A 12784-nucleotide genomic window follows, 5' to 3' on the forward strand; every position below is an offset into this window, starting at 1 on the left:
TTTTTCCTTGAAATGTCCGGCGTGATTCTGCGACACACCTTTACCCCACTGAACAATTCGCGCCTCGGCCACCTGTGCGGACCTCTGGACGCCCACCTGCGCCGCATCGAAGAGGCGTTGGGCGTGAAGATCGCGCACCGTCACGAACAGTTCAAGGTCGACGGCCCCCAGGCCTCCGCGCAGCGCGCAATGGACGTGCTGCAGGCGCTGTACGAAATTGCCCAGCGGCCCATCGACGCGGCGGTGGTGCAGCTCACGCTGGCCGGCGACGGCGGAATGCTCGATGGCGACGACGACATCGCGATGCTGGTCACCCGCCGTGCCGACCTGCGCGCACGCACGCCTACGCAGGCGCTGTACCTCGACAACATCGCCAAGCACGACATCACCTTCGGCATCGGCCCAGCCGGCACCGGCAAGACGTACCTCGCAGTGGCCTGCGCGGTCGATGCGCTGGAGCGTGCCGCGGTGCAGCGCATCGTGCTGACGCGGCCCGCGGTGGAAGCAGGCGAGCGGCTGGGCTTTCTGCCGGGTGATCTGACACAGAAAGTCGACCCGTACCTGCGCCCGCTGTACGACGCGCTCTACGACCTGATGGGCTACGAGAAAGTGCAGAAGGCCTTCGAGCGAAATGCGCTCGAGATCGCGCCGCTGGCCTTCATGCGTGGGCGCACGCTGAACAACGCCTTCGTGATCCTCGACGAGGCACAGAACACCACGCCCGAGCAGATGAAGATGTTCCTCACACGCATCGGCTTCGGCGCGCGCGCGGTGGTGACGGGCGACGTGAGCCAGATCGACCTGCCCAAGCAGCAGCTGAGCGGGCTGATCGACGCCGAACGCGTGCTCAAGCGCGTGAACGGCATTGCCATGACGCACTTCACGAGCGTGGACGTGGTGCGCCACCCGCTTGTGGCGAAGATCGTCGATGCTTACGACGGCCAGCGCAAGCGCGCGGGAGCCCACTGAGATGGCCGCATCCGCACTTCCCGCACTTTCGCTCTCGCTGCAGTTCGGGCGTTTCAAGGGCGTGGAGCGCCATCGCGCCGCGCTGCCGCGCCACAGCGTGACGCGCTGGATCCGCCATGCGCTCGACATCGACGGCGAGATCACGGTGCGCATCGTCGACGCCGACGAGGGCCAGCGCCTGAACCGCGAGTTTCGCGGTAAGGACTACGCAACCAACGTGCTGACCTTCGACTACGCGCAAAGCCCGCTGGTGATGGCCGACCTGGTGCTGTGCGCTCCGGTGGTGGCGCGCGAGGCGAAGGAAAACCGCAAGACGCTGGCCGACCACTACGCACACCTGCTGGTGCACGGCACGCTGCATGCGCAGGGCTGGGACCACGAGACCAGCGAGGCCGACGCTGACGAGATGGAGGCCTACGAAATCGAGATCCTCGCGGGACTGGGCATTCGCAGCCCGTACGGCAAATAAATAACGGCCGCCGCTACGCCGTCATCTGCAGCGGGATGGTGACGGGCCCGTCGTTCAGCAGGTGCACCTGCATGTCGGCGCCGAACTCGCCGGTGGCCACCACCGGGTGCGCGGCCCGCGCCTGCGCCACGAAGTACTCGTAGAGCCGGCGGCCTTCGTCGGGCGGCGCGGCCTGGGTGAAGCTGGGGCGATTGCCGCCGCTCACGTCGGCCGCCAGCGTGAACTGGCTCACCACCAGCAGGCCGCCGCCGATGTCCTGCACGCTGCGGTTCATCTTGCCGGCCTCGTCCGAGAAGATGCGCAGCTTGAGAATCTTGGCGAGCATGCGGTCGGCGAGCGCGTCGACGTCGCCGCGCTCTGCACACAGCAGCACGAGCAGGCCTGCGTCAATGGCGCCGACGGTGCGGCCGGCAATGTCGACGCGTGCATTTGCCACGCGTTGGAGAACAGCTTTCATAAGGCGTGATGTTCGCCAGCCTGGGTGGCGCGGGCTTCCATGGTCAGGGGCAGGAGCTGGATCGTCACGCGCAGGCCGGGCACGGCGTCCATCAGGGCCTGCTCCAGCTGGTCGCGCATGTTGGCGGCATGCTGCAGGGTCCAGTCGCCGGGCACGTGCATGTGCAGGTCGGCAAAGCGGCGCTGGCCGGCGCTGCGGGTCACCATGTCGTCGAAGCGCAGCCGCGTGCCTTCCGGCATGCGGGCGGCGAAGGCGTCGAGGGTGGCGCGCACGGTGGCGAGGGTTTCGGGGTCGAGGGCTTCGTCCATCAGGCCCTGCGACGAGCGCCACACCAGCTTGACGCCCTCGCGCACGATGTTGAGCGCTACGCCGATGGCCAGCAACGGGTCGAGCCAGAGCCAGCCGCTGAACTGCACGCCGACGATGCCGACCACAACGGCGGCGGAGGTCCAGACGTCGGTCATCAGGTGGCGGCCGTCGGCCTCCAGCGCGATCGAACGGTGCGTGCGTGCCGCGCGGAAGAGCATGAAAGCCAGCCCCGCGTTGAAGCCCGAGCTGAGCACCGACAGCGCCAGGCCCCAGCCCAGCTGCTCCAGCGGCTGCGGCGACAGCAGGCGCTGGATGGACACCCAGAGGATCGCAATGGCCGCGCCCACGATCAGGATGCCTTCGAAGCCCGAGGAAAAGTACTCGGCCTTGTGGTGGCCGTAGGGATGGTCGTCGTCGGCGGGCCGCTCGGCGATGGTCACCATGGCCAGCGCGAACATGGCGCTCGCCAGGTTCACGAAGGACTCCATCGCGTCCGAGATCAGGCCCATCGAATTCGTCATGTAGCCAGCCAGGCCCTTGAGCACAATCGTGATCAAGGCCACGGCAACGGACACACGCAGCAGCGTCTTGGGGGTCAACGTCATGCAAAAACCATGGGAATTGGGCAGAAGGCAACGCAAAAAGCGGTAAAAGGCCGCAAGAACTGCCTGAATTATCGGCTCCGTGTCTACATGTAACGCCTTCGCATTAATAATTTGCGACCAACGCGAAACTGTCCTTCGCAGAGAGCCCAGATGATGAAAAACCTCGTGATCGCCTTGGGCGGCCTCGCCATTGTGGCCTCGGCCGCGCTGGCACAAGCCCAGACGCCATCGGCCGCTCCCGTGGCGGCGCCACCTGCCGCAGCCGCGTCCGCGCCGGCGCCTGCTACAGCCGCCCCCGCCGCCAAGGCGGATTCCCAGGCGGGCTTCGTGAAGTTCGTGCGCGGCAACGTGCAACTGCTCAACGGCGCCGGCGCCACCCGCGCGGCCAGCCCCGGCGACGCGCTGGGCGCCGTGGACCGCATCGTGACCGGCCCCGACTCCTCGGCCTCCGTGGTGCTGCGCGACGACACGACACTGGTGGTCGGCCCCTCGTCGCGGCTCGACCTGAAGGAATTCCACTTCGACGGCACGACGCACGAAGGCGGCATGCTGGTCTCGCTGCTGCGAGGCTCCATGCGCATGATCACCGGCCTGATCGGCAAGACCAATCCCGACGCAGTGCGGGTCGAGACGCAGACGGCCACCATCGGCATTCGCGGCACCGACTTCATCGTGCAAGCCGACGGCCAGCCATGATGAAGACTCCCAAGCCCCAACAGTCCCGCCTCGCATTCCTTCTTCCGGCCGCGCTGGCCGCCCTGCTGCTGGCCGCATGCTCGACGCCCGGCACGCGGGTGGTGCTGCTGCCGCAGGCGGACGGCAAGCCATCGGCAGTGGTGGTGCGCGCCAAGGACGGAGAAGAAGTGCTTTCCACGCCTTACCAGCGCGCCACGGCCGCAGTGGGCGCAAAGGGCGCTCCGGTGGTCGACCAGGCCGATCCGGCCAAGGTGCAGGCAGAGAACAAGCCGCTGTTCGACATGCGCCCGCCTCCGCCGCAGCGCTACACGGTGTATTTCGAGCTCGGCGGCACCACGTTGACGCCGGCTTCGCAGCAGATCATGACCGAGGCGCTGGCTGCGGCGTTGGCGCGCAGCGGCGGCGACATCGTGGTCACGGGCCACACCGACACCAAGGGCAGCGGCGAGCAGAATGACCAGTTGTCGCGTCGTCGGGCGCAGGAAGTGGTCCAGCTCTTCGTGGAGCGCCAGTTCCCGGCCAACCGCATCGAGGCCGTGGGCCGCGGCGAGCGCGACCTGGCCGTCCCGACTGCCGACGAGGTGGACGAGCCGCGCAACCGGCGCGTCACCATCGAGGTTCGCTGAAAAACCCTCAGCTCAGGGTCACGCGGGCGAACTTGCGCTTGCCGACCTGCACCACGTAGCTGCCTGCGGGCAGCTTCAGCGCCTTGTCGCTGACCACGGCTGAATCGATACGCACGCCGCCACCGTCGATCAGGCGATTGCCTTCCGAGGTCGAAGGCGCCAGGTTCGCCTGCTTGAGCAGTTGGGCGATGCCCAGCGGAGCACCCGACAGCGACACCTCCGGAATCTCGTCCGGCACGCCACCCTTGCTGCGGTTGATGAAATCCTGCTCGGCCGCGTCCGCCGCCGCCGCACTGTGGAAGCGCGTGGTGATTTCCTTGGCCAGCGCGACCTTGGCGTCCTTCGGATTGCGGCCGCCCTCGATCTCGGCCTTCAGCGCCGCGATCTGCTCCAGCGACTGGAAGCTCAGCAGCGTGTACCAGCGCCACATCAGGTCGTCGGAAATCGACAGCACCTTGGCAAACATGGTGTTGGCGTCTTCGCTGATACCGATGTAATTGTTCTTGCTCTTCGACATCTTTTCGACGCCGTCGAGCCCTTCCAGCAGCGGCATAGTGAGTATGCACTGCGGTTCTTGGCCATATTCCTGCTGGAGATGACGACCGACGAGCAGGTTGAATTTCTGGTCGGTGCCGCCCAGTTCGAGGTCGCTCTTGAGCGCGACCGAGTCGTAGCCCTGCATCAGCGGGTAGAGGAATTCGTGCACCGAGATCGACTGGCCGCCCTTGAAGCGCTTGTTGAAGTCGTCGCGCTCCATCATCCGGGCCACCGTGTACTTGGCGGCGAGCTGGATCATGCCGCGCGCGCCCAAGGGGTCGCTCCACTCGGAGTTGTAGCGGACTTCGGCGATATCGACGTTCAGCACCAGGCGCAGCTGGTCGAAGTAGGTCGCCGCATTGGCCTCGATCTGCTCGCGGGTCAGTGGCGGCCGGGTGCTGTTGCGCCCGGAAGGGTCGCCGATGGTGGTGGTGAAGTCGCCGATAAGCGGGATCACCGTGTGGCCCAGGTCTTGCAACTGGCGCATCTTGTTGAAAACCACCGTGTGACCCAGATGAATATCCGGTGCCGTCGGGTCCAGGCCGAATTTGATGCGCAGGGGGGTCCCGGTGGCTTCGGAGCGCTGGAGCTTGCGCACCCACTCGTCCTGCGGCAGCAGCTCGTCAGCGCCGCGGAGGGATATTTCTAGCGCGCGTCCTACACTATTTGAGAGGCTCATGGATGTAACAGATTCGGCCTTTACGGGCTTTTTTAGCTGACTTTGGGGGTGCCGAAGCTATACTCAGCCCGACTTTTCAAGCGCCGAATTCTAAGCGGCGCTTTTTTCCGCACCGTCTGCTGCCGCCCTGAACGTACTGGGCCTTGCAGCACGGATTTGCAGAACCTGAGCTGGAATTCACAGTTTGATCAACGGCATTCTTGCTGCCGAGGAGCTACTTGCTTCTCGCGTGGCCTATACATTCCGGACGTACCCCAAGCAGATCACCGCGGTCATTGCTGCCGCGCTGCTGAGCGCCGGCACCCTCGCGGTGGCATCGCTCGGTCCTGACGCATCCGACCTCCCGGTCCACCAGATTCTCGAAGCGACGGCGCCAATCTCGTTCGCCGACCAGAGCGAATCGCTCGAAAACTTCAGCTTCACCCTGTTCCGCACCGACGTCACCCGTTCGAGCGACACGGCCGAGGCACTGATGAAGCGCCTGGGCATTTCCGACCCGGCCGCCACCGCCTTCGTGCGCAGCAGCGTGGAAGCCCGCAACGCGCTGTTCTCGCGCGCCGGCCGCACCGTGACGGCCGAGGCCACGCAGGAAAACCAGCTCAAGAAGCTCAGCGCCCGCTGGATTCCCGATGGCGACGGCGGCTTCAAGCGCTTCGTCATCGAACGCACGCCCACCGGCTTTGCCGGCGTGACCGAGCGCGACATGCTCACGCCGGGCACGCGCCTGGCGAGCGGCACCATCCGCACCTCGCTGTTCGCCGCCACCGACGACTCGCGCATTCCCGACGCGGTGGCAAGCCAGCTGGCCGACATCTTCGCGGGCGACGTCGACGTGCGCGCCCTGCGCAAGGGCGACCGCTTCGCCGTGGTGTACGAAACCTTCGAAGCCGACGGACAGGCGCTGCGCAGCGGCCGCGTGCTGTCGGCCGAGTTCGAGAACAACGGAAAGATCCACCAGGCCGTCTGGTTCCAGCCTCCGGGCGCGGGCCAGAAGGGCAGCTACTACCGCCCGAACGGCGACAGCCTGCGCAAGGCCTACCTGGCGACGCCGGTCGAGTTCTCGCGCGTGTCCAGCGGCTTCGCGATGCGCATGCACCCGATCCTGAACAGCTGGCGCCAGCACAACGGCATCGACTACGCGGCTCCTACGGGTACCTCGGTGCGCTCGGTCGGCGACGGCACGGTCGATTTCGCGGGCACGCAGAACGGCTACGGCAACATCGTCATCATCAATCACCGCAACAACCAGCAGACGGCGTACGCGCATTTGAGCCGCATCGACGTCAAGGCCGGCCAGGCCGTGAGCCAGGGCCAGACGGTCGGCGCGGTGGGCTCCACCGGCTGGGCCACCGGCCCGCACCTGCACTTCGAATTCCGCGTGGGCGGCGTCTATCAAGACCCGGCTTCCATCGCACAGGAAGGCGGCGCGCCGATCACCGCCGCCATGCGCCCGGCTTTCGAGCGTGTCGCCGTGGGTGCGCGCACCGAGCTGGCGGCTGCCTTCTCGGTCATCCAGGCCAGCGCCGACTGATTCCGTCGCGCGGCCGGCCTCTCCAGCCCTGATCCAAAGATGGCCGCCGAACTTTTCATCGGCCTGATGTCAGGCACCTCGCTCGATGGCGTCGATGGCGTGCTCGCCGACTTTTCCGGTGGCCGCATCGCGGTGCAGGCCTACGCCACGGCGCAGTTTCCCGTGGCTTTGCGCGCCGAACTGCTCGCACTCAACACTCCTGGCGACAACGAACTGCACCGCGCGGCACTTGCCGGCAACGGGCTGGCGCGTGCGTATGCCGGTGTGGTCGCCCAGTTGCTGGCGGACAGCGGCACCGGCGCCAAGGCCGTCACCGCCATCGGTGCGCACGGCCAGACGGTGCGCCACCGGCCGCTCGAGTTCGACGATGTCGGCTACACCCTGCAAGTCAACAGCCCCTCGCTGCTGGCCGAACTGACCGGCATCGACGTGGTCGGCGACTTCCGCAGCCGCGACCTCGCGGCCGGCGGCCAGGGTGCGCCGCTGGTGCCGGCCTTTCACCGCGCGCTGTTCGCTCGGGCCGACGAAACGGTCGCCGTGCTGAACATCGGCGGCATTTCCAACCTGAGCCTGCTGCCGGCGACGAATACGGTGGGCGGCGCCACCGTGCTCGGTTTCGACTGTGGCCCAGGCAACGCGCTGATGGATCACTGGTGCCAGACCAACCAGGGCCAGCCCTTCGACCGTGGCGGCCAATGGGCTGCCAGCGGGCAGGTGCTGCCCGCCCTGCTCTCGCAGTTGCTGGCCGACCCGTACTTCGCCAAGACGCCGCCGAAGAGCACCGGGCGCGACCTGTTCAACCCGACCTGGCTCGCCGCCCAGCTCGGCACCACGACGATGGCGCCTGCCGATGTGCAGGCGACACTGGCCGAATTGACCGCACAGGTTTGTGCGGCGGACGTGAAGAACTATGGAAAAGATAGCAAGCTGCTGATCGTCTGCGGCGGTGGCGCGCTGAACGACCATCTGCTAGACCGCCTGCGCGCCCTGCTGCCTGGCATCCATGTGGCGGCTTCGACCGATCACGGCCTGCCGCCCCAACAAGTCGAGGCGGCGGCGTTTGCATGGCTTGCCCGCGCGACCGTCCGGCGCGAGGCCGGCAATCTGGCCAGCGTGACTGGCGCACGCGGGGCACGGGTGCTCGGCGCGATCTACCCCGCCTGATTCGCCCTCAGCCCTGGCCGGAAACCTCCGGCTGCGCGGGGTGCGGTGCTCGTACTTCCGAGGGAAGATGCCAGAAGATCATCGCTGAAGCCACCGTGATCAGCCCCATACTTGCAAAGGTGGCCTGAAAGGCATCCAGCGTGTGCGCAGGCGTTTCGGTGCCGAAGATGCCGTTGTAACCCGCCAGCACGGCACCCGCGGCGGCCACGCCCAGGCTCATTGCCAGCATCTGCACCATCGACAGCAGGCTGTTGCCGCTGCTGGCCATGCTGCCGTCCAGGTCCTTCAGCGTGATCGTGTTCATCGCGGTGAACTGCAGCGAGTTGACCGCGCCGAAAGCCAGCAGCTGCAGCACATGCAGCGCCATCGGCTGGCCCGGTGCCGTCAGCCCGAAGCTGGCCATCGTGCAGCCCACGAGGATGGTGTTGACCACCAGCACCTTGCGGTAGCCGTGGCGCGTGATCAGCGGCGTGGCGAAGCGCTTCATGGCCATGCCGGCCAACGCGATCGGCAGCATCATCAGCCCGGCGCGCACCGGTGAATAGCCCATCGACACCTGAAGCAGCAGCGGCACCAGGAAAGGCATGCAGCTGCTGCCCAGCCGCGAGAACAGGTTGCCGATCAGGCCGATGCTGAGCGTCGGCACATGAAACAGCGAAGGCGCAAACAGAGGCTCGGGCGTACGCGAAGCGCGCAGCCAGTAGGCGACGATGCTCGCGAAGCCGAAGATCAGCACGACCATCACGCCGCCCTGGCGCAGGCCCACGCCGTCGAGCGAGAGCGAAATCGCTACCATGCCGAAGGCCAGCATCGCGTAGCCCACGCTGTCGAAACGCTTCTGCACCACGCCGCGCAGGTCGGGCATGTACTTGAGCGTGGCAATGCAGCCCAGCAGCCCCACGGGCACGTTGATCAGGAAGATCCAGTGCCACGAGGCGTACTGCACCAGCCAGCCGCCCAGCGTGGGGCCCAGCAAGGGTCCTATGAGGCCCGGAATGGCGACAAAGCTCATCGCCTGCAGGAATTCCCCACGCGGCACCGTGCGCAGCAGCGCCAGGCGCCCCACAGGCAGCAGCAACGCGCCGCCCAGGCCCTGAACCACCCGGGCGGCCACCAACTGGCCCAGTCCGTGCGAGAGCGCGCACAGCACCGATCCGGCGGCGAACAGCACGATCGCCGAGAAAAAGATGCGCCGCGTGCCGAAGCGGTCGGCAATCCAGCCCGAAGCGGGAATCAGCATCGCCATGGTGAGCGCATATGCCACCACCACTGACTGCATGCGCAGCGGGCTCTCGCCGAGGCTCGCGGCCATCGCCGGCAGTGCGGTGTTGATGATGGTGGCGTCGAGCGTCTGCATGAAGAAGCCGACGGCGACGAGCCACAACAGGCTCTTGCGAACGGGATTGACGGCGGCGTCAGCCTCGGAGTTCATAGGCAGGGAAAAGAGAAGCAGGAACGAAAAAGCCGCCCGGAGGCGGCTTATTGGGGAAGCTGGGTCAGCAGCATTCAGGCATCAGGCCGAGAAGCTCGATCCGCAGCCGCAGGTGCTGGTGGCGTTCGGGTTCTTGATCACGAACTGGGCGCCTTGCAGGTCTTCCTTGTAGTCGATCTCGGCGCCGACCAGGTACTGGTAGCTCATGGCGTCGATCAACAGCGACACGCCGTTCTTGGTCATGGTGGTGTCGTCTTCATTGGTGATTTCATCGAAAGTGAAACCGTACTGGAAGCCGGAGCAGCCGCCACCCTGCACGAACACGCGCAGCTTCAGGTCGGGATTGCCTTCCTCGGCGATCAGGTCGGCCACCTTGGCAGCCGCACTGTCTGTGAAGACGATCGGCTCGGGCATCTGGGTCTGGATGTTTTCGGCAACGGCGCTCATGGGGTGATAACTCCTAGGGGGCCGGACATGCGGCCAATGGAACGAATGCTACTGCAATGCCGCATTCTCGGCAGGCTGGGTGTGGCGTGCACCCCAATGCAAGTGGGGTTGGAGGCCCTGGCGCCAAGAGGGCTTCCAATGAAAAAGCCGCCCGAAGGCGGCTTTTTGTTCGCAGCGAACAGTGGATCAGCGCTTGCTGAACTGCTTGCGACGACGGGCGGAGTGCAGACCGACCTTCTTACGTTCGACTTCACGTGCATCGCGCGTCACGAAGCCGGCTTGGCTCAGGACGGGCTTGAGCGACGCGTCGTAGTCGATCAGCGCACGGGTGATGCCGTGGCGCGTGGCGCCGGCTTGACCCGATTCGCCGCCACCGTTCACGTTCACCATCACGTCGAAAGCTTCGAGGTTGTTGGTCAGCGCGAGGGGCTGCTTGGCAATCATGATCGAGGTTTCGCGGCCGAAGAACTCTTGGATGTCCTTGCCGTTGACCGTGATCTTGCCGGTGCCTTTTTTCAGAAACACGCGGGCGACGCTCGATTTGCGACGGCCGGTGCCATTGTTCCATTCACCAATCATTCTCAAGGCTCCTTACAGTTCCAGCACTTTGGGCTGTTGGGCGGTATGCGGGTGCTCAGCACCACCGTACACCTTGAGTTTCTTGATCATCGCGTAACCGAGCGGGCCCTTGGGCAGCATGCCCTTGACAGCCTTTTCCAGGGCGCGGCCCGGGTGCTTGGATTGCATGTCGCGGAAGTTCGTCGCCGTGATACCGCCCGGGTAGCCCGAGTGACGGTAGTACACCTTGTCGATCGACTTGGCGCCGGTGACGCGCAGTTGCGCGGCGTTGATGATGACGATGAAGTCACCGGTATCGACGTGAGGCGTGTAAATGGCCTTGTGTTTGCCGCGCAAACGGAGAGCAACTTCGCTGGCTACTCGTCCGAGGACCTTGTCGGTCGCGTCAATCACAAACCACTCGTGCGTCACGTCAGCGGGCTTGGCGCTGAACGTTTTGGTCATGAGTTTTTCTCTTGAAAAGAGGGTTTGTCGGGCCCTTTTCCACGGTCGGCGTTCCTCTGACGGGAATCTCTTAGGTGGGAAGGTAGTCTTCGCCGCGGGGCCACAAAAACGCTGCGAAGCCCGCGATTATATAAAGAATGGCCCTGTGCTGGCAAATTCGCATATGTGCGGCCCAACACCGTTACCATCCTCCCCCTATGTTCAGTTACCGCCACGCCTTCCATGCCGGCAACCACGCCGACGTGCTCAAGCACACGGTGCTGATTGCCACGCTCGACCATCTGCTTGAAAAAGAGGCAGCCCTGACGGTCGTCGACACCCACGCCGGCGCCGGCCTGTATCGGCTCGACGGCGACTATGCCGGCACGAGCGGCGAAGCGGCCGACGGCATCCTGCGCCTTCTTTCAGACAAGAAAGAGCCCCCCACGCCCGCCCCCGCAGCGAAGTCCGCTAGCAAAAAGGTAGCGCCCGAAGCCGAAGCCCCGCTGGCCGACGCTATCGCCCGCTACCTCAGCGTGATCCACGACTTCAACCCCAAGGGCGGCGCGCGCGTCTATCCCGGCTCGCCGTTCATCGTGCAGCACCTGCTGCGCGACCACGACAAGCTCAAGCTGTTCGAGCTGCACCCGACCGACGCCCGCACGCTGGACGCCAACATCGCCCAGCTCGAGGCCGGCCGCCAGATCGCGGTGCTGCGCGAAGACGGCTTCGGCAGCGCCACCAAGTTCCTGCCGCCGCCGTCGCGCCGCGCGCTGGTGCTTATGGACCCCAGCTACGAGATGAAGACCGACTACGGCCGGGTGCTCGATTTCGCGGCCGAGGCGCTCAAGCGCTTTGCCACCGGCACCTACGCGATCTGGTATCCGATCATTCCGCGCCCCGAGGCGCACGACCTGCCGCGCCGGCTCAAGACGATGGCGACCAAGGCCGGCAAGTCGTGGCTGCACGCCACGCTGACGGTCAAGTCCAGCAAGATCACGACGGATGCGTCGGGCGAAACCCACCGGCCGGGGCTGCCGGCCAGCGGCATGTTCCTGATCAATCCGCCGTACACGCTGAAGCCGCTGCTGGCGGCTGCGCTGCCGCAGCTGGTGGAGCGCCTGGCGCAAGACCGGCACGCCGCCTTCTCGCTCGATTCGGGCGGCTGAGCCTCCGCCTTTTCGTTTCTTATTTACGGCGACGAGGCGGCACGATCACCTTGCGCCGCGCGGGCACCGGCGACCTGGCTCGCTGCTGCACGGCCGCAGCCGCCACTGGCGCCGACGCATCGCCTGCCTCCACCGGCAAACCACCGCAGCGCATCCCTTCACGGTCGACGATCGACAGCGCCACCTGCTTGATGCCCAGGCCCGTCAGGCCGATGCGGTCGGCCGCCGCACGGCTCAGGTCGATCACGCGACCCGCTGCATAGGGCCCGCGGTCGTTGATGCGCACCAGCACCTCGCTGCCGTTGACGAGGCTGCGCACGCACACGCGCGTGTTGAAAGGCAGGGTCTTGTGGGCCGCCGTCAGGGCGGTCATGTCGAAGCGCTCGCCGCTGGCGGTCTTGCGCTGGTGGAACTGGATGCCGTACCAGGAGGCGCCGCCGCGCTCGAAGATTTCGCGCGGCCCGTCGTCGCCGGGCACGCCATCGTCCGGCGTCTGTTCGCCCATTCCGGACACCGCCAGGTCATAGCGCACCGACGGCACGCTCGAACGCGGCGCCGCGCCCGGCGGCACCGCGATGGCGCGGGGCAAGGGCAGCAGCTTCCCCGTTCCGCCTTCGGCGTCCGTGGCCGGCGGCATGGCGCAACCGGCGAGAACGCAGGTCGCAGCGACCAGGACTGCACGAAGCCCCGCG

Annotated in this window: 15 protein-coding genes; 7 read left to right on the forward strand and 8 right to left on the reverse strand. The window is 66.1% G+C overall.

Going from position 1 to position 12784, the window contains the following annotated elements; genetic code table 11:
* Positions 1 to 12 precede the first annotated feature (12 nt).
* Positions 13 to 969, forward strand: coding sequence for a PhoH family protein (locus BLV60_RS18315; RefSeq protein WP_176928823.1), 957 nt, complete (start codon positions 13 to 15; stop codon positions 967 to 969).
* Position 970: 1 nt separating this feature from the next.
* Positions 971 to 1438 (forward strand): rRNA maturation RNase YbeY, encoded by a 468-nt coding sequence (ybeY, locus tag BLV60_RS18320; protein WP_093056690.1) that lies wholly within the window; start codon positions 971 to 973, stop codon positions 1436 to 1438.
* A gap of 13 nt (positions 1439 to 1451) precedes the next feature.
* On the opposite strand, the gene dtd is transcribed toward ybeY, so the two are convergent.
* Both dtd and BLV60_RS18330 read right to left on the reverse strand, forming a co-directional pair.
* On the reverse strand, positions 1452 to 1895 hold the full coding sequence (gene dtd / locus BLV60_RS18325) for a D-aminoacyl-tRNA deacylase (protein ID WP_093056691.1): 444 nt from the start codon (positions 1893 to 1895) through the stop codon (positions 1452 to 1454).
* Positions 1892 to 2809, reverse strand: a complete 918-nt coding sequence (locus BLV60_RS18330) for a cation diffusion facilitator family transporter (RefSeq protein WP_093056692.1) — start codon at positions 2807 to 2809, stop codon at positions 1892 to 1894. The genes dtd and BLV60_RS18330 overlap by 4 nt, the downstream gene beginning before the upstream one ends.
* A gap of 150 nt (positions 2810 to 2959) precedes the next feature.
* On the opposite strand from BLV60_RS18330, the gene BLV60_RS18335 reads away from it, so the two are divergent.
* Positions 2960 to 3505: a FecR family protein gene (locus BLV60_RS18335; RefSeq protein WP_093056693.1), complete on the forward strand. Its 546-nt coding sequence runs from the start codon at positions 2960 to 2962 to the stop codon at positions 3503 to 3505.
* Positions 3502 to 4131, forward strand: a complete 630-nt coding sequence (locus tag BLV60_RS18340; RefSeq protein WP_256216853.1) for an OmpA family protein — start codon at positions 3502 to 3504, stop codon at positions 4129 to 4131. The genes BLV60_RS18335 and BLV60_RS18340 overlap by 4 nt, the downstream gene beginning before the upstream one ends.
* A gap of 7 nt (positions 4132 to 4138) precedes the next feature.
* On the opposite strand, the gene tyrS is transcribed toward BLV60_RS18340, so the two are convergent.
* A complete protein-coding gene (gene tyrS / locus BLV60_RS18345) occupies positions 4139 to 5347 on the reverse strand; it encodes a tyrosine--tRNA ligase (RefSeq protein ID WP_093056694.1) in 1209 nt (402 codons plus the stop codon).
* A 184-nt stretch (positions 5348 to 5531) separates the two neighbouring features.
* Between tyrS and BLV60_RS18350 the strand changes: the two genes are divergently transcribed.
* Both BLV60_RS18350 and BLV60_RS18355 read left to right on the forward strand, forming a co-directional pair.
* On the forward strand, positions 5532 to 6878 hold the full coding sequence (locus BLV60_RS18350; protein WP_093056695.1) for a M23 family metallopeptidase: 1347 nt from the start codon (positions 5532 to 5534) through the stop codon (positions 6876 to 6878).
* Positions 6879 to 6917: 39 nt separating this feature from the next.
* Complete coding sequence (locus BLV60_RS18355) at positions 6918 to 8042, forward strand: anhydro-N-acetylmuramic acid kinase (RefSeq protein WP_093056696.1); 1125 nt, start codon at positions 6918 to 6920, stop codon at positions 8040 to 8042.
* Between the two features lie 7 nt (positions 8043 to 8049).
* Here the strand turns inward: BLV60_RS18355 and mdtD are convergent, their stop codons facing one another.
* The 4 genes from mdtD to rplM all read right to left on the reverse strand — a co-directional run bounded on the left by mdtD (position 8050) and on the right by rplM (position 10944).
* Positions 8050 to 9474: a multidrug transporter subunit MdtD gene (gene mdtD, locus BLV60_RS18360; RefSeq protein ID WP_093056697.1), complete on the reverse strand. Its 1425-nt coding sequence runs from the start codon at positions 9472 to 9474 to the stop codon at positions 8050 to 8052.
* Positions 9475 to 9555: 81 nt separating this feature from the next.
* On the reverse strand, positions 9556 to 9921 hold the full coding sequence (gene erpA / locus BLV60_RS18365; protein WP_007827949.1) for an iron-sulfur cluster insertion protein ErpA: 366 nt from the start codon (positions 9919 to 9921) through the stop codon (positions 9556 to 9558).
* A 186-nt stretch (positions 9922 to 10107) separates the two neighbouring features.
* Positions 10108 to 10500 (reverse strand): 30S ribosomal protein S9, encoded by a 393-nt coding sequence (gene rpsI, locus BLV60_RS18370; RefSeq protein ID WP_093056698.1) that lies wholly within the window; start codon positions 10498 to 10500, stop codon positions 10108 to 10110.
* A gap of 12 nt (positions 10501 to 10512) precedes the next feature.
* Positions 10513 to 10944, reverse strand: coding sequence for a 50S ribosomal protein L13 (gene rplM / locus BLV60_RS18375; protein ID WP_028259766.1), 432 nt, complete (start codon positions 10942 to 10944; stop codon positions 10513 to 10515).
* A gap of 197 nt (positions 10945 to 11141) precedes the next feature.
* On the opposite strand from rplM, the gene BLV60_RS18380 reads away from it, so the two are divergent.
* Entirely contained in the window at positions 11142 to 12092 is a 951-nt protein-coding gene (locus BLV60_RS18380; RefSeq protein WP_093056699.1) for a 23S rRNA (adenine(2030)-N(6))-methyltransferase RlmJ, read from the forward strand.
* A gap of 19 nt (positions 12093 to 12111) precedes the next feature.
* Here the strand turns inward: BLV60_RS18380 and BLV60_RS18385 are convergent, their stop codons facing one another.
* A complete protein-coding gene (locus BLV60_RS18385) occupies positions 12112 to 12729 on the reverse strand; it encodes a septal ring lytic transglycosylase RlpA family protein (RefSeq protein ID WP_093056700.1) in 618 nt (205 codons plus the stop codon).
* Positions 12730 to 12784: the final 55 nt, after the last annotated feature.

The sequence above is a fragment of the Variovorax sp. YR634 genome (assembly GCF_900106655.1).
GTDB lineage: Bacteria > Pseudomonadota > Gammaproteobacteria > Burkholderiales > Burkholderiaceae_C > Variovorax.